Below are 15,466 nucleotides of genomic sequence, written 5' to 3' on the forward strand. Positions count from 1 at the left end.
GAATGATCAAACAGATGTGATCAGCCCGGCTTACTAGTACCGTATAAAGGGTTCGAGCGGATATGGCATTGGCGCTGGGCCAATGGGGGGTCATGCTCCGCCTGACGCAGGGATGGCAATGGACGACGATCTTGGTGTGGCTGTAGTCATCGAAGACGACGCCGACGTTCGGAACCTCCTTGAAGGGGTTCTGAGCCAGGCGGGATTTGAGGTGCACACAGCCGTTGATGGGCGGGCCGGGGTTGAGGTGGTCCGCAACAAGCAGGCTAACGTGGTGACACTGGACATCGGCCTGCCGGATATTGACGGATTCGAGGTTTTGCGGCGAATCCGCCACTTCAGTAACGCGTACGTGGTGATGCTGACGGGCCGGACCGAGGAGCCGGACCTGCTCTCCGCGCTGAACGCCGGTGCTGACGATTACATCGCAAAGCCGTTCAGGCCACGTGAACTGCGGGCCCGGGTGGCGGCGATGATGCGCCGGCCGCGGCACGAAACCACCGGGCATGCAGTACCCGGCGGACAGAGTCCCCCGGCTGCCGCGTGGGGGGCGGCACCGGCTGCCCCGGCAGCTCGGCACCACGACGCCGCTGTCCTGCAGCACAACGGCCTGGTCCTGAACCACCGGACGCGGAGTGTGGAAGTGAAAGGGGAACCGCTGGCGCTGACGCGCAGCGAGTTCGACCTGCTGCATGTGCTGCTCAAAGGCGGCGGGGCGGTGTGCACCCGGGCGGACCTGGTGCGGGCGGTGCGCGGCGAGTACTACGACGAGGACACTTACATCAGCGAGGCGGACGAACGCGCCGTCGAGGTCCACATCGGCAACCTGAGGCGCAAGCTCAAGGAAGACCAGTTGTCGCCGCGCTGGCTGCAGACGGTGCGCGGCGTGGGGTACAGGCTGGCGCCGGCCCGGCCGCCTGAGGAGTCCTAGTCGGTTTCGAGGATGTAGGTGGCCTGTAGTTCAGAGACCGTCAGGCCGCCGTCCTGGGCAACGCGCTCCATCAGCACCTGCCCGCTGCCGAAGTCGCCCTGGCGGATCACCGTTTCCAGCAGTTCTGCCAGTCTGGCGAGGCGCAGCCCGCCCACCATAGCGGAACTGATCTTCAGGCTGATGGCGGCATCGAGGGCGGAATCACCGTCCCGGCGGTCCACTGCTGCGGCAAGCCGGGTGTAGCGGAGGTCCCACATGGCGGCGTAGTCGCGGGCGAAGCGCTGGGCGATGCCGGTGCCTGCGAGTTCGTCCTCCAGCTCTTCGAGGACCGTGGCGTCAACGAGCGGCAAGAGCCTGGCTGCTTCCTGTGACGGGGCGGACTGGACAGCGGAAGGGATTCCGGCGGGCAAAGGACCGGCAGCCTGGCCCTCGTTGCTGGAGCCGGAATCTTGACTGTGCATTGTTCAAGGCTACTTCCTGGAATTCCTTCGTTGGCCGATTTCGGGTGAAGCTGTGCAAACCTTGAGCGACTCTTCAGCGGGCCTTAAGCCTCCTATTGGCCGCTGAACGTCATCACAGTGTTGACCACCGCCGGGCCCAGGATTGCGATGAAGAGGACCGGGAAAATAAAGAAGAGGAGCGGAAAGAGGATCATCACCGGCAGCTTCATGGCTTTTTCCTCGGCCCGCTGGCGACGCTTGACCCGCATCACCTTCGCCTGCACCCGCAGTACCCGGCTGATGGCGATGCCGTAGGTATCGGCCTGGACCACGGCCTGCACAAAGCTGCGCAGCTCCGGGATGTTGGTCCGTTCCGCCAGGGCGGTGTACGACTCGCGGCGGCTGCGGCCCACCTGCATGTCCTGGAGGGTGCGGACCAGTTCCTCAGCGAGCGGGCCCTTGCCGTTCTCGCCGGCCCGGGCCATGGCGCCTTCGAATCCGAGCCCGGCCTCCACTGAAATCAGCATCTGGTCGAGGGTGTTTGCCAGTTCCAGCTGGATGACCTTCTGCCGTTCCTGGCCCTTGCTGTAGAGCAGGAGGTCCGGAATGAAGTATCCGAGGACGAGGACAAAGAGTCCTGCCAGTTTCATCAGCGGCGTGCTGCCGATGGCGGTGAGGTAGAGGCCCACGCTGGACCCGGCCAGGCCGATGGCCAGCTTGGAGCCCAGCACCTTGCCGAGCGGCATGGACACGGGCCGACCGGCCAGGGCCAGGAGCCGGTCCAGGAAGGCCACGTACGCGGGGGGAGTGAGGCGGCGTCCAACAGCTTCCAGAAGCCCGGGCTTGTGTTCCGGCGCAACCGTCAAGGGTGCAGAACCCCGGGCCAGCAGCTCATTGACGGCCAGCCGGCCCTGCCGGTCCACCGTCAGGACGGACCAGGCGAGTGCGCCCAGCGGAACACAGACCAGCAACATGGCGAGGAAGACGATCACGTTCATGGGTCCTCAGAACTTCAGGTCGATGATCTTGCGCATCCACAGCGCACCGATGGTCATCAGGACAAACGACGCCCCGATCATGGCCCAGCCCAGCGGATGGGTGAACATGGAGTTCATGTAGCCGGGGCTTACGGCCAGCAGCATGGCCACAATGCCGAACGGCATGGCGATCAGGATATAGGCGGAGAACTTGCCTTCAGCCGCGAGCGCCTTGATATGGCCCTTGATCTCGGCGCGCTCGCGGATGGTTTCGTTCACCTGGTCCAGGACGTCGGCCAGGTTGCCGCCCACTTCGCGGTTGATCTGGATGGCCTGGGAGATCCATATGAAGTCCTCGTTCTTCATCCGGTCCGCCGTGTCGTTGAGGGCGGCCAGCAGGTCACGGCCCAGGCTGGTTTCGGTGATTACCCGCCGCATCTCCTCGGACGTGGGCTTCTGCGACTCGGTGGCTGCGGCGTCGATGGCCCGGAGGATGCTGTGGCCGGCGCGGAGGCCGCCGGAGAGGAGCTGCAGGGTGTCGCCCAGCTGGCCGTCGAACGCGGCCCTGCGCTTTCCGGCCAGGAACCCGAGGACGAGTTTGCCCGCGAACGGTGCCAGCAGGGAGAGGAGCAGCCCCACCAGCGGGTTTACGGTAACGGTGCCTACCAGCATCCCGACGACCGCGCCGATGCCCACCAGCAGGAAGAACTCGGCCTGGCTCAGCCGAAGCCCTGCGTTTTCAAGCTCTGCGCGGGAGAACAGTGTGATGTTCCGTCCGGCCAGGAGGCGTTCGAAGGAGCGGACGGCCGAGAGTGCGAAGCGCGAGAGGGAGGACGGCGGCTCCGCTTCGAACGGACGACGGCGGTCCAGCGGCACCGCGGGGGCGCCAGGCAAAATCACGGCGACACCCAGCAGGCAGACGGCAGCGAGCAGGATGACGGCTCCGGCGGCGAGGATCACGGCGGGCTCCTACCTTCCGGGGTTGTTCTGCGCGAGGGGTGCCTGGGCGCCCGGGTTCTGCGGCGTGGCGAAGACGGCCGGCGAAACGTGGATGCCGAGGTCCTCGAAGCGGTCGATGAAGCGCGGGCGGATGCCGGTGGCCACGGGCTTGCCGAGGAACCGGCCCTGCGCGTCCACACCGGCGGAGTAGTCGAACACAAAGGCGTCCTGCAGGGTGACGATGTCGCCTTCCATGCCCTGGACCTCCGTGACGTGGGTGATGCGGCGGGAACCGTCGCGGAGGCGGGAGATCTGCACGATGAGATTGACGGCGGAGGCGATCTGTTCGCGGATGGCGCGCAGCGGCAGGTCCATGCCCGCCATCAGCACCAGGGTTTCCAGGCGGGCCACGGCGTCGCGGGGCGAGTTGGAGTGCACGGTGGAGAGCGATCCGTCGTGGCCGGTGTTCATGGCCTGGAGCATGTCCAGTGATTCGCCGCCGCGGACCTCGCCCACCACGATCCGGTCCGGGCGCATACGCAGCGAGTTCCGGAGCAGTTCACGGATGGTCACCTCGCCCTTGCCTTCGGTGTTCGGCGGCCGGCTTTCCAGCCGGACCACGTGATCCTGCTGGATCTGCAGTTCCACGGCGTCCTCGATGGTGACGATCCGTTCGTCGTGCGGCAGGAAGGAGGACAGCACGTTAAGCAGGGTTGTCTTTCCCGTGCCGGTACCGCCGGAGACGATGATGTTCAGCTTGGCCTTCACGCAGGCGTTGAGCAGTTCTGCCATCTCCGGGGTCAGGGTGCCGAAGTCGACCAGGTTCCGGACCGTCAGCGGGGTCTTGCTGAATTTACGAATGGTCAGCGAGGAACCGCCCACGGCCAGCGGCGGGATCACGGCATTGACGCGCGAGCCGTCCTCGAGGCGCGCGTCCACAAGGGGCGAGGACTCGTCGATGCGGCGGCCCACCTTGGACACGATGCGCTCGATGACCTTGCGCAAGTGCTCCTCGGAGCTGAACCGGGAGTCAGTGAGCGTGAGCTTGCCCTTGCGCTCCACGTAGATCTGGTCCATGCGGTTGACCATGATTTCCGTGATGGCGGGATCGTCCAGCAGCCGCTGGAGCGGTCCGTAGCCCAGCACGTCGTCGGCCACGTCGCGGACCAGGCGGGTGCGCTCCTCGGAGGTGAGGGGCACCTGCTCGGCGTCGATGATGCGGCTGAGCTCCTCCTTGGCCGTACTCCGGAGCTCCTGCTCGGTGACGGCCGCGTCGTTGAAGCGCGCGCCCATCCGCTCGAAAAGGGCGTTGGCCGCCCGAAGCTTCATGGCTGCGAAGACGTCCACCTTGGGTGCGGTATGCACCTGCTGTGCGCCGGCGTCGTGCGCGGGAACGACGACGGCGGGCTGCGCTGGGAGGTGCCCCTCCGCGGTCGCAACGGGGGCGGGCGCGGAGGGCGCAGCGGCACGGGGCCGCTCAAGCACGGCGGTGGACGTGCCGGAGGGCTGGCAGCGGTTCTGGGCCGCGCTGATCCGTTCGGAGAGTTTCATCAGATAACCACCCTTCGGTGAAGCTTGCGCTGGGTCTGGGCACGCCACGCCGGATTGAACCGCTCCACCAGTTGGCGGAGGCTCTTCACAGCGGGGTCTTTCTTGGATTCCTGGAGGACGGGGACGCCGCGGTTGGTGGACAAGGCAACAGCACGGGACCGTGGGACGCTGACGTCCACGGGCGCGCCGATGGTCGATTCCACGTCCTGGACGTTGAGCCCGGTTTTGGAATCCGCCATGTTGAGGACCACGTGCCGGGATTCAGGCATGATGTCCAGCTGGCGGAGGACTTCAAGGCCGGAACGCAGGCCGCGCAGGCTGGGCACGTCCATGCCGCTGACCCACACCACGTCGGTGCACTGCTCCATCGCGGCAAGGCCGATCTCCGGCATGCCCGGGGCAGTGTCGATGACTACGTACTGGAATTCCTGGGCCAGTTGCTCGATCAGGCGGGTAATCTGGTCCGGCGTGATGTGGTCTGCGTCCACCGGGTTGGGCGGGGCGCAAAGGGCGTAGATGCCGGCCGGGTGGACGGTGAGGAAGGCCTTGAGGACCAGGGAGTCCTGCGCCGCCGCGGGGGTGACGGCGTCCGTGACGGTGTGCTCCGGGTTGAGGTAAAGGCCGGAGGCAACGTCGCCGAACTGCAGGTCCAGGTCCACGATGACCACGCTCATGGGCGCGATCTGGCCAAGGCCGATGGCGATATTTGTGGCGAGGGTGGTTTTGCCCACGCCGCCCTTGGGGGAGAAGACGCCGATCACCAGGCCTTTGGCGCCGTTTTCCGCCGGGGCGGTTTCGGAGCTGCGGTGCCGCGTGGCGAAGGACTGGCAGGCGCGTTCCAGCAGCACCCGGATCTCGGCGGCGTCCGCCTGGGGGCTGATGATGTCCCGGATGCCGGCGCGCATGGCGTGCAGCAGGAAGGACGGGTCCACTTCGCTGACCAGGACCAGGCTGAGGCCGGGCAGCTGGACGTCGAAGACCTTGGCGAAGCGCAGCGCTTCCTCGTAGGGAACGTCCGGGCCGATGATGATAACTTCCGGCTGTTCCTGGTTGAGGAGGGCGAACAGCTCGGCCGGGCCGGCGGGGAGGATGTCCGAGGCGATGGTCTGCACGCTGCCGCGCAGGCCGTTCGCGACGGCGGCGCGCAGCTTCTGGTCGAACTCGCCGTTGGGGGAGAGCAGGATGAAGCGGCTCACTTGTACACCACTTCCTTCCGTTCGACCCGGGGGCCGTTGTCCTGGGCGTCCAGGGGTTCCTTGGTCAGCCAGAGGCTTCCGTTGATGGAGGTGAAGATGATCTTGGCCGCGTCCACATCGCTGACCGCGACGGTGAGCATGAGGGAGCCTTCGGGGAGGGTGGTGTCCTGCGGGTTGGAACCGTCTTCCGCCGGTTCCGCGCTCGCCGCTCCCGGGGCGCGCTGGACCGCGGTGACCAGGACCTTGCGGAGGGTGAGCTGGGTGGTGGCGTCTTCCGCCTTTGCCTTGTAGGCCCCGTTGTCGAAGTTCAATGCAATGCCCACATGGTCGCCCACGTTGATCCGGCCCCCGGCCACGCGCTGGGGTTCGAGCTGGAAGCTGACTTCCTGCAGCCCGGCGGGAACCTCCACCGCACCCTGCTTCTTGACGTCCTCCAGGGCCACGAGCCGTTCGGCCAGGAGCTGTTCGCCGGGGACCAGGTCCACGGCAGCCACGGTGCCGGCCTTGTTGTCCAGGGTGCTGACTGCCGTCTCTGAAACGCCGGCCGCGGGAACCTGCTCGATGACCAGTTTCGCGGCCATATCGTTCACCGGCGTTCCGGCCGGGATGGCTTCCTTGACCACCAGGACCTCTTTTGGTTCCGTGGAGGCGAGGGCGCGCTGGTCCGCGCCGTTGGCGTAGACGATGATGAGGATGGCTCCCACGAGCGCCAGGGCGACGGCGGCCGTTCCGGCGAGCAGGCGAGACTTCACTTTCAGCTCCTGAGCAAGGTTGTACTTCGGGTGGTGCCGGTCAGAGGGTGGGCCGGGCGATGGTGGCCCCGTATTCGTCCACCGGGCCCAAGGTGTAGCCGTCGGCGAGTGAAACGTATTTGACGAATTTGCCGATGATGCCTCGGCAGTTGCCCCGGCATTCGGTGGTTGACGTAACACCGGTGGCCGTGGAAGCACGGTTCTGGAAGGTATAGGGAAGGCCGCTGTCACCGCTGAATTTCCAGCCGGTCACGTCGAATGCCGCGAAGGATATAAGGCCGTACACGGCGCCCGAACCTGTTCCTGTGACTTTGTTGAACACAGGCAGGAGGACGGTGACTTTCCTGCCTGCGGTTATTTCACTGGCCCACTTGGTGAGTTCGGTTGAACAGTGGGTGGGGGCGTTGCTGCCCGTGTCGCTTCCGCCCTCGCTGGCGGCGAGGTCGATGGTGCCTCCGCATTTTCCTGGATCTGGTGCCAACCAGCCGAACCCTCCGGCGACTGCGGCCCCTGACGGGCCGTAGTTGCAGTCCGGGTTGGCATTGTTCCCGTGATCCTGGAGCAGTTGGAGTGAGCCGTCCACGTGGCCTTTGACCTGGCAGATCGAGAAAGCCAGGGGGAAGGCGGTGCGTCCGGCATTGGGGCTTCCCCATTCGGCAGAGGCCCGCGCTCCGACTTCTTTGCTTGGAATGCCGAGGACGTTTGCGAAGAAGAGGGAGACGCTGTTGTCCGGGCCGCCCTGTTCCTTCGCTGTGGTGGTGACGCTGACCTTGCGCGCTGCCTTGTCCAGTTCGATGGTGTGGACCTTGCTCATGCCGTCCAAAGCGTTCTGGTTGGCGAGGCTGGTGGCGAGGGTTGCTGTCGTCGAACATTGTGCGTCCGTGCCGTTCTTGGCGCACTTCTGCGCGAGGGCGATGGCGGAGGCGTCCGCGCCGCTTTGCAGCTGGGCGCGTTCGGAGTAAACGACTCCGACGTCGACGGCGATGGCCACGAAGCCGAGGAGGGTCACCATGAGGATGGCGATGATGACGCTGACGGCGCCCTTCTCGTTGTTGCCGCCTAGCCGCCGCACAGCATGACTCCTTTGCCGGTCATCGGGAACGGGCCGGCGATGCCGGTGATGGTGGACAGGTTGTGGTTGATGCTGAGTGTCACCTGGTTTCCGGTGCTGCAGACGTTGGTGCTGAGGGTGATGTCTGCATCGGAAATGCTCGTGCTGACGGACGCGGCAGCATTTTTGGCCGCCGTTTTCGCGGCTGTGGGATCGTTGGCGATGGCCATCACGCGGACACCGTCGCGGGCAGCGTTGGTGAGCGTGATCTGGGCGTTGTAGGCGCGGCCGAATTCGATAGTTCCCAGGACCAGCATCAAGAGGAGGGGCAACAGGATGGCGAATTCGACGGCGGCTGCTCCGCGCTCCGAATCGTTCCGCACCTGCTGCACCTCCTCTTGAACGTGTTCTGGCCCATGTTGGGGGAGACGGTTCCGATATGGGGTCCGGAACCGGGGTACTAGGGAGTTGCGACAGCAGTGGGAGGAGTCTTGATGTCGGTGCTTACGGTCTCGAACATCCCGTTCAAAGTTCCGCCGAGCGTGCTCACAGCGACGATAATGACAACGGCAATAAGTGCAACCATGATGCCGTATTCAACGGCGGTAGCGCCCTTTTCATCGCGGCGAAGACGGGTCATGAGGTTGGTGTAGAAAGAAAGCATTTGTGACTCCTGAGCGAGACGGATGGCTGGTCCTGCACCAGCGCTGATACGAAGTTAGCAACGGATATTCGTCCTAAAGCCGGATCTTGGAGCATCCTGTGTAAAGGCTTTCGCACCTGTACTTTTCTTGTGCTTTTGCTTGGTTTTTGCTGCGGAAACTCTTGCAATTCGTATGTCGAGGCACACAAACGGACCCCCTCGGTTCTGGGTGCCGAGGGGGTCCGGTTTATGGGCGCACATGCGCGTTCCCAGGCGGGCCTGGATGGGATTTGCTAGGAGAAGGCCGCGACTATGTTCATGACAGCGGGCCCCAGCAGGATGATGAAGAGGGTCGGAAAGATGAAGAAGATCAGCGGAAAGAGGATCTTCACCGGAATCTTCATGGCGTGTTCCTCGGCGCGCTGACGGCGCTTCAGCCGCATCTCATGTGCCTGCACCTTCAACACCTTTGCAATAGCGATGCCGTAGGCGTCCGCTTGGACTATTGCCCGAATGAAGGAGCGCAGGTCCGGCACGTCTACCCTGTCGGACATTGCCAGGTAGGCCTCCTTACGGGAGCGTCCTACCTGCATGTCTTGCAGAGTACGGGTCATCTCATCTGCCAGAGGTCCGGCGCCGTTTTGGGCAGTGCGGGCCATGGCGGCTTCGAATCCAAGTCCAGCTTGCACGGAGATGAGCATTTGATCCAAAGTGTTTGGCAGTTCCTGCCGAATTTTTGCCCTCCGTTTTTCCGCGTTGGTTCGCACCAGCAGATCCGGTGTGAAGTATCCGAAGGCAAGCGCGGCGATCAGGATGCCGAAGCGGGCCGGGGCCGGCGAGGCAAGGAAGTTGAGCAACCCCAGCAATCCCAGACCTAGGGCCAGCAGGGGCTTGACGATCAGGAGACGCTCAAGCGGCCATTCCTTAGGGCGTCCGAGGCCAGCGAGCTGCCTATCAAGCCAAGCGATATAACCGACCGGTGCCATCCTGCGTGCAATGGTGCTAAATCCTGCAGCAAAATTCTGGGGAGCAGCGTTCCGCGCCCGCTGTCCGAGATTTGCCTGGATATTACGTAGAGCCACCCTGTCAGTGGCAGCCACGGACCATACCAAGTAAGTGACCGGCAGAATGATGGCCAAGATCGCGCCCAGTGCTATCGGTGACATGTCCATCCTCCTAGTACTTCGGCTTGATTAGACGGCTGAGCCAGATTCCACCGGCCGTGAGCATCACAGCAGCGACGCCAAGCATCAGGTACCCGGGAACCGTGCTCGTGAAGGTCTTCGAGTATTGGGGATTGATAAAGATCAATGCGAAGAAGAGGACAACCGGCAGGCCCATGAGGACTGCAGCGGACATCTTGCCTTCCGCGCTGAGCGCCTTGACCTGGCGCCTGATCTGGTTCCGGTCACGTATCGTCTCGCCCACGTGGTCCAAGACCTCAGCCAGGTCTCCACCCACTTCGCGGTGGATCTCGATAGCCTGAGCGATCCACGAAAAGTCTTCACTGCCGGTGCGGGCCGAGACGTCCATCATGGACTCACCCAGATCACGACCGATCCTGGTTTCGTTGACAATGCGGCTCAGTTCCTCCGACATCGGCGCCTCGGACTCCTTTGCAGAGGCATCGATAGCCCTGAGGAGAGAGTGACCAGCCCGCATGCTTCCCGTGAGCATCTGGAGCGTGTCCGGCAACTGTTCGTCAAACCTACTCTTACGCCTGGCTGTGAGCACCGAAAGGTATGCGAGCATTCCGGCAGGAACCACAATGAGCATGACTATTCCGAGAAATAAACCGCCAAAGAGGAAACCGAGAACACTGCCGCTCAGCGCCCCGGCGCCCATCATGAGCAGGAAATTCGCCGGCTCAGTCTTGACACCGGACCGTTCGAGTTTCTCGCGGCTGATCAGGAACTCTTTCTTGCCTTTCAGTCGCTTGTTGATTGCCCCAACCGCAGTATCAGTCAGGATGGTCAATCGGGAGGTCGCTGCAGCTACGTCAGGCCGCCGGCGCGAAAGAGGAATTGTGTGCCGAGGTTTCAAGACCACGGTGAACAGCACAAGGACTGCCGCGAAGATCAGGAGGACACCCAGCACCATCATCATGACCGAGGGCTCGGCGGTTCCCATCACCGTCCCCTTACCGCTTGGGCGCCGAATACTGACGGAGAAATCCTGATCCCAAGTTCATCAAACCTGTCAGTGAACCGGGGCCGAACTCCAGTCGGGACAGGCTTACCCAAAAAGCGGCCGTTCGCATCGATCCCCGCCGAGTAGTCGAAAACGAAGGCGTCCTGGAGGGTGACGATGTCACCCTCCATACCCTGAACCTCCGTAATGTGGGTGACCCGACGAGTACCGTCTCGAAGCCGTGATATGTGGACGATTAGATTTACCGCCGAGGCGATCTGCTCGCGAATTGCCCGAAGGGGCAGGTCCATTCCGGCCATGAGAACCAGTGTCTCCAGACGCGCGACCGCGTCACGCGGGGAGTTAGCATGCACCGTGGAGATGGAGCCGTCATGCCCCGTGTTCATGGCCTGGAGCATGTCCAGCGACTCGCCGCCACGGACCTCACCTACGACTATTCGGTCAGGGCGCATACGCAGCGAGTTGCGAACCAAGTCACGGATTGAAACTTCGCCCTTGCCCTCAATGTTGGCAGGCCGGCTTTCAAGCCGCACCACATGATCCTGCTGAAGCTGAAGTTCCACCGCATCTTCGATGGTCACGATGCGGTCGGTCGCGGGAATGAAGGACGACAAAACATTCAGCATCGTCGTCTTTCCCGTACCTGTACCGCCGGAGACGATGATGTTCATACGTGCGTGCACGCAAGCCTGAAGAAGTTCAGCCATCTCCGGCGAAAGGCTTCCGAAACTGATGAGCTTCTCGACGGTGAGTGCTTCGCGCCCAAACTTCCGGATTGTCAGAGAGGCCCCGTTTACCGCAAGTGGTGGAATGATCGCGTTGACGCGTGAACCATCCGGAAGGCGAGCGTCCACCAGTGGTGAGGACTCGTCGATGCGGCGTCCAATCCGCGTCACGATCCTCTCGATTACCCGGCGTAGCGCATCTTCGCTGCTGAACTTTGTATCTGTTAGGAACAGATGGCCGTTCCTCTCCACATAAATCTGATCGGCACGGTTAACCATAATTTCAGTGACTGAGGGATCGTCCAGATAACGCTGCATCGGACCATGCCCCAGGACGTCGTCGATAATTTCCCTAGTTAGGCGTTGGCGTTCTCCTTGGGACAGTGGAACCTGTTCCTCGTCAACCACCGCTTTCAGCTCATCTTTCACGAACTGATGCAGTTCTGACTCTTCGAGGGAGGAATCAGTGATGCGGGAACCAAGCCGCTCGTAAAGAGCCTGGCTGGCACGCTCTTTCAGGCCGGCAAGGGCTTCACTGGCATGACCCGTGCTCACCTGCTCTAAAAGGCTCGTGTTAGCTTGTTCGGCTTCCTGGGCTTGCTGGATGGCGCCCAGTGTGGATGGAAGCGGCGCTGCTTCCGGGATGGCGGTTAGCTCGGACCCAACGACTTCTTCGCCCCGCAATTTTGCAAACCTGTGTGAAAGAGTCACTGTACTACCGCCCTTCTGTGGAGCTTCTTACGCGGGGCTTCCCAGTTTGGCTTGAAACGCTCGACAAGCTGCCGGAGGCCCTTGGCGGCTGAGTCCCGGCTACCGTCCTGTAGCAAGGGAACACCTTTATTGGTTGAGAATGGAACCGCCCGGGACTTCGGCAGCACCACATCTACGGGAGCGCCGATGGTTGCTTCTACGTCCTGCACCGTAAGGCCCGTCCTTCGATCGGCCATGTTGAGCACTACGTGCCTGTTATCAGGCAGCAGGTCAAGTTCCGAAAGAATCTGGAACCCGGTCCGCAAGCCGCGAATGCTCGGAACGTCCATCCCACAAACCCATACAGCGTCCGTGGCCTGCTCCAGCGTGGCAAGCACATGTTCCCCAAGCCCAGGTGCAGTGTCGACCACAACGTATTGGAACTCGGCCCTCAGTTGGCCAAGCAAATGACCAATATGGTCCCCGGAGATTTTGTCCATGTCGATGGGATTGCGGGGAGCGCATAGGACATACATGTTTGCCGGGTGCATGGACAAGTAAGTCTTGAGCACCATAGCGTCCTGGCTTGCAGCTCCAACTACAGCATCTGTAATGGTGAAGTCGGGCTCCAGCATCAATCCGCTTGCTACGTCGCCAAACTGCAAATCGAGATCCACAACCACTACGCTCATCGGGGCGACCTGGCCCAAGCCGACCGCAATGTTAGTGGCAACGGTTGTCTTGCCCACTCCGCCTTTAGGGGACATAACAGCGATCACACGTCCACCCTCTGCAGTGGGGCGTTCAGCGGTGCTGGGAGTTAATCCCCGTCTCCTGCCAGCCGCGGCAAGACTGGCGCGTTCCACTAAAGCTCGCACCTGATCCATGTCAGCGGAGGGCGGCAGCAGGTCCCTGATGCCTGAGCGCATCGCGTTCAGTGCCAGCTCTCCGTCGTCATTTGCTGCCAGGACGATGCTGATCTCCGGATACTGAAGGTCCATCACTGCAGCGAATTTGAGGGCTTCGTCCTGTGGAAGGCCGGGGCCGAGGATCAGTACTTCCGGCGGTTCGCCTGCCTGCAGGCGAAGGATGTCGTCGGGCGATTCGGGCAGGTAGTCAGCCTGGAAATACTGGAGTGACCCGCTCAGAGGGGCCACCGACGCCCGAACTTTGCGTTCGTAGTCAGTCGATGGGGAAATCAATATGAAACGGCTCATCGGAATACCTTTGCGCTATTGACGACCCCGTTGGTGCCTTCGGTAGCGTCTGCCGGTTCTTTGGAGAGGTAGATTTTTCCGAACTCGGCGGCGTAAACCAGCTTTTCAGCATCAACGGCGTTCCTGGCGAATGTAATGAGATAAGAGTCGCTCGAAGCTGGCTTGTCCGAATTCTCAGAGTTCAGGGCGCCTTGAGCACTGGCCTGCGTAGCCTCGCCCTGCGTCTGTGCAGCCTGCCCGGAGCCGAACTGCACCGCCGTCACTAAAACTTTGTGAAAGGTCAACTGCGTCGCATCATTGAGTGAAATGAACACGCCTACCGTGTCGCCAGCCTGGATCTTGCCACCCACAACCCGGTCGATGCTGAGCCGTACAGTGACCTCTTGGAGTCCTTCAGGAACTTTTACCCTCGCCGGGCCAAGGAAGGCAGTTGTGTCTACCAGGCGGCTGGTCAAGAGTTGTTCACCTGGCTGCAGTGCCACCGCCGTTACCTTCGAGCTGACGGACGCGAGGTCGGCCACCACACCCTCTGCCACGGCAGTCCGAGGAACAGTTTTTGTAGCAAGGTACTGGCCAAGCTCGTTGGCTGGTGTTCCGGCCGGCACTTCCTGCTTGACCACCAAAACATCTTCCGTTTCAGTGTTGGCGAGTGCGCGTCTATCCGCGCCCTGCACGTAATTGAATAGAAGGACCGTGCCTATGATCGCTACAACCAATGCGGCAATGCCTCCCAGTAGGCGTGCTTTCATTGCTTCCCCTTATTGATTACTACTTGATGAGTCGGATTTCAGATGTACCGAGGTCGACGCCTCCGGGAACAGAACTGCCTGAGCCGATTGCTGCGAACTTGACGAATTGGCCAATGACGCATCGGTCATTGCCGCCAGTGCAGGCCAAAGCACTGGTCATGCCGGGATCGGCGCTGGTGTTCCGGAACTCATAAACCCCGTTGTTGCCGAACTTCCAGCCCCAAATTTTGAAGGTCGCATAGCCAATGATGTTGAATGTGGCGTTCTGGCCTGTGCCGCTAGCGACATCGAAGACGGGGAACGGCACTTTGACTTCTCCCCCCTCCAAAATTGTGGTTTTCCAGTTCTCCAGGATGGTCGCGCAGCCGCTGGGTGGATTGTTTCCTGGGTCTGAGCCCATATCATTCGTCCCAACGTGTGTGACCGCATTGCAGGGGGTGTCTTCATCCAGCCAGCCCCAACCACCTGCGATCTGCGTACCGGAAGGCCCTGTGCAAGTTCCACCCGGCTTGTACGACATCTTCTGCACCTCCGCCGTTTGGCTACCTGAGGTCAAGTTGAAGCAGTTGTCCGACAATGCCAGCGGGAATCCTGATCCACTTCCAGGTACGCCATAGCCGGCGACCGCTTGCGCTCCCACAGTCACGGGACCCGCATTTATGGCATTCGCGAACAAGTTCGTTAGGAAGCTGGATGAGCCGTTCTTAGTGGACGTGGTCACTGTGACCTGGGTGGGTACACTAAGGTCAACGGCGGCCATGCTGGCGGCATCGTTCGAGTTGGAGTTGGCTAAGCCGTCTGCTAGAGCCGAATTGCAGGTGCCTTGCTTACAGCTGAGCGCTACCGCCAGGGCGCCCGCGTCGGCCCCGTTTTGTAGCTGAGCACGTTCCGAATAAATCTGGCCTACGTCAACTGCCATAGCGCCGGCCCCGATGAGCACTAACATCATGATCGCCACGGTTACGCCTGCCGCACCCCGTTCACCTGAGTTCCGGGATCGCATGACTCTAATTAACCGCCGCATTGCATGGCTCCTTTCCCTGTCACAGAGAGGCTGGACCCAAAAAAACCAGTCAATGATGGACCGGTGTAGGTCACCTTTACCAGGGCGTTCGATGCGGGCGATGTTGCGGGACAGGTGGCTGCCGAATAGTCAAAGCTCAGCAGGCTCGAGTTAATTGAGGGTGCGCCTGCCTTGCCGGCGGCGGTGGCCTTAGCGGTGTCCTTGGTGATTGCCATGGTCCGAGCTGCTTCTCTCGAGGCTTGGGTCACGGAAACCTGGATGTTGTAGGCATTCGAAAATTCAACGATGCCGATAAGTAACGCCACCAAGACGGGGGCGACAAGGGCGAACTCGACAGCGACGGCGCCCCGCTCCTTGTCATCCGCGTTTGTTTGTCTGCGTTTCAACGCGTCCCCCTGGGCTGCTGGACTGCTGGGCTAGGAAATAGGTG

At 62.1% G+C, this 15,466-nt stretch carries 17 protein-coding genes; 1 reads left to right on the forward strand and 16 read right to left on the reverse strand.

Annotated elements, in window-relative coordinates:
• Positions 1 to 118 precede the first annotated feature (118 nt).
• Entirely contained in the window at positions 119 to 931 is an 813-nt protein-coding gene (locus tag FDW83_RS03490) for a response regulator transcription factor (RefSeq protein ID WP_138136210.1), read from the forward strand.
• On the opposite strand, the gene FDW83_RS03495 is transcribed toward FDW83_RS03490, so the two are convergent.
• The 16 genes from FDW83_RS03495 to FDW83_RS03570 form a co-directional block, all read right to left on the reverse strand.
• A complete protein-coding gene (locus FDW83_RS03495; RefSeq protein WP_138136211.1) occupies positions 928 to 1,392 on the reverse strand; it encodes an Hpt domain-containing protein in 465 nt (154 codons plus the stop codon). The two genes, FDW83_RS03490 and FDW83_RS03495, sit on opposite strands and share 4 nt — an antisense overlap.
• 92 nt (positions 1,393 to 1,484) lie before the next feature.
• The gene (locus FDW83_RS03500) at positions 1,485 to 2,369 is read right to left on the reverse strand and encodes a type II secretion system F family protein (protein WP_138136212.1); all 885 of its coding nucleotides are present in this window, start codon (positions 2,367 to 2,369) and stop codon (positions 1,485 to 1,487) included.
• 6 nt (positions 2,370 to 2,375) lie between these two features.
• Entirely contained in the window at positions 2,376 to 3,308 is a 933-nt protein-coding gene (locus tag FDW83_RS03505) for a type II secretion system F family protein (RefSeq protein WP_138136213.1), read from the reverse strand.
• Between the two features lie 9 nt (positions 3,309 to 3,317).
• Entirely contained in the window at positions 3,318 to 4,838 is a 1,521-nt protein-coding gene (locus FDW83_RS03510; RefSeq protein WP_138136214.1) for a CpaF family protein, read from the reverse strand.
• The gene (locus tag FDW83_RS03515) at positions 4,838 to 6,034 is read right to left on the reverse strand and encodes an AAA family ATPase (protein ID WP_138136215.1); all 1,197 of its coding nucleotides are present in this window, start codon (positions 6,032 to 6,034) and stop codon (positions 4,838 to 4,840) included. Before FDW83_RS03515 ends, FDW83_RS03510 begins: the two co-directional genes overlap by 1 nt.
• Positions 6,031 to 6,786, reverse strand: coding sequence for a Flp pilus assembly protein CpaB (locus FDW83_RS03520; RefSeq protein ID WP_138136216.1), 756 nt, complete (start codon positions 6,784 to 6,786; stop codon positions 6,031 to 6,033). Before FDW83_RS03520 ends, FDW83_RS03515 begins: the two co-directional genes overlap by 4 nt.
• Before the next feature lie 40 nt (positions 6,787 to 6,826).
• Positions 6,827 to 7,858, reverse strand: coding sequence for a TadE/TadG family type IV pilus assembly protein (locus tag FDW83_RS03525; RefSeq protein ID WP_138136217.1), 1,032 nt, complete (start codon positions 7,856 to 7,858; stop codon positions 6,827 to 6,829).
• Entirely contained in the window at positions 7,846 to 8,220 is a 375-nt protein-coding gene (locus tag FDW83_RS03530) for a TadE/TadG family type IV pilus assembly protein (protein ID WP_138136218.1), read from the reverse strand. Before FDW83_RS03530 ends, FDW83_RS03525 begins: the two co-directional genes overlap by 13 nt.
• A gap of 77 nt (positions 8,221 to 8,297) precedes the next feature.
• Positions 8,298 to 8,501: a Flp family type IVb pilin gene (locus tag FDW83_RS03535; protein WP_138136219.1), complete on the reverse strand. Its 204-nt coding sequence runs from the start codon at positions 8,499 to 8,501 to the stop codon at positions 8,298 to 8,300.
• Positions 8,502 to 8,773: 272 nt separating this feature from the next.
• On the reverse strand, positions 8,774 to 9,646 hold the full coding sequence (locus FDW83_RS03540; RefSeq protein WP_138136220.1) for a type II secretion system F family protein: 873 nt from the start codon (positions 9,644 to 9,646) through the stop codon (positions 8,774 to 8,776).
• 10 nt (positions 9,647 to 9,656) lie between these two features.
• The gene (locus FDW83_RS03545) at positions 9,657 to 10,610 is read right to left on the reverse strand and encodes a type II secretion system F family protein (protein ID WP_138136221.1); all 954 of its coding nucleotides are present in this window, start codon (positions 10,608 to 10,610) and stop codon (positions 9,657 to 9,659) included.
• Positions 10,610 to 11,911, reverse strand: a complete 1,302-nt coding sequence (locus FDW83_RS03550; RefSeq protein ID WP_370281164.1) for a CpaF family protein — start codon at positions 11,909 to 11,911, stop codon at positions 10,610 to 10,612. The genes FDW83_RS03545 and FDW83_RS03550 overlap by 1 nt, the downstream gene beginning before the upstream one ends.
• Positions 11,912 to 12,063: 152 nt before the next feature.
• Complete coding sequence (locus FDW83_RS03555) at positions 12,064 to 13,263, reverse strand: AAA family ATPase (protein ID WP_138136222.1); 1,200 nt, start codon at positions 13,261 to 13,263, stop codon at positions 12,064 to 12,066.
• Positions 13,260 to 14,012, reverse strand: a complete 753-nt coding sequence (locus tag FDW83_RS03560) for a Flp pilus assembly protein CpaB (RefSeq protein ID WP_138136223.1) — start codon at positions 14,010 to 14,012, stop codon at positions 13,260 to 13,262. Before FDW83_RS03560 ends, FDW83_RS03555 begins: the two co-directional genes overlap by 4 nt.
• Before the next feature lie 19 nt (positions 14,013 to 14,031).
• Entirely contained in the window at positions 14,032 to 15,036 is a 1,005-nt protein-coding gene (locus FDW83_RS03565; protein WP_138136224.1) for a TadE/TadG family type IV pilus assembly protein, read from the reverse strand.
• Positions 15,024 to 15,422 carry a TadE family protein gene (locus FDW83_RS03570; protein WP_138136225.1) on the reverse strand — a complete coding sequence of 133 codons (399 nt, stop codon included), beginning with the start codon at positions 15,420 to 15,422 and terminating at the stop codon, positions 15,024 to 15,026. Before FDW83_RS03570 ends, FDW83_RS03565 begins: the two co-directional genes overlap by 13 nt.
• Positions 15,423 to 15,466 lie beyond the last annotated feature (44 nt).

Origin of the sequence: Pseudarthrobacter sp. NamE2, assembly GCF_005796205.1 — a bacterium.
GTDB lineage: Bacteria > Actinomycetota > Actinomycetes > Actinomycetales > Micrococcaceae > Arthrobacter.

What these genes read in the sequence shown, in the direction of transcription:
- FDW83_RS03490 (WP_138136210.1), top strand. Translation starts at nt 119, where the DNA reads ATGGACGACGATCTTGGTGTGGCTGTAGTCATCGAAGACGACGCCGAC.
- FDW83_RS03495 (WP_138136211.1), bottom strand. Translation starts at nt 1,392, where the DNA reads ATGCACAGTCAAGATTCCGGCTCCAGCAACGAGGGCCAGGCTGCCGGT.
- FDW83_RS03500 (WP_138136212.1), bottom strand. Translation starts at nt 2,369, where the DNA reads ATGAACGTGATCGTCTTCCTCGCCATGTTGCTGGTCTGTGTTCCGCTG.
- FDW83_RS03510 (WP_138136214.1), bottom strand. Translation starts at nt 4,838, where the DNA reads ATGAAACTCTCCGAACGGATCAGCGCGGCCCAGAACCGCTGCCAGCCC.
- FDW83_RS03535 (WP_138136219.1), bottom strand. Translation starts at nt 8,501, where the DNA reads ATGCTTTCTTTCTACACCAACCTCATGACCCGTCTTCGCCGCGATGAA.
- FDW83_RS03540 (WP_138136220.1), bottom strand. Translation starts at nt 9,646, where the DNA reads ATGTCACCGATAGCACTGGGCGCGATCTTGGCCATCATTCTGCCGGTC.
- FDW83_RS03545 (WP_138136221.1), bottom strand. Translation starts at nt 10,610, where the DNA reads ATGGGAACCGCCGAGCCCTCGGTCATGATGATGGTGCTGGGTGTCCTC.
- FDW83_RS03555 (WP_138136222.1), bottom strand. Translation starts at nt 13,263, where the DNA reads ATGAGCCGTTTCATATTGATTTCCCCATCGACTGACTACGAACGCAAA.
- FDW83_RS03560 (WP_138136223.1), bottom strand. Translation starts at nt 14,012, where the DNA reads ATGAAAGCACGCCTACTGGGAGGCATTGCCGCATTGGTTGTAGCGATC.
- FDW83_RS03565 (WP_138136224.1), bottom strand. Translation starts at nt 15,036, where the DNA reads ATGCGGCGGTTAATTAGAGTCATGCGATCCCGGAACTCAGGTGAACGG.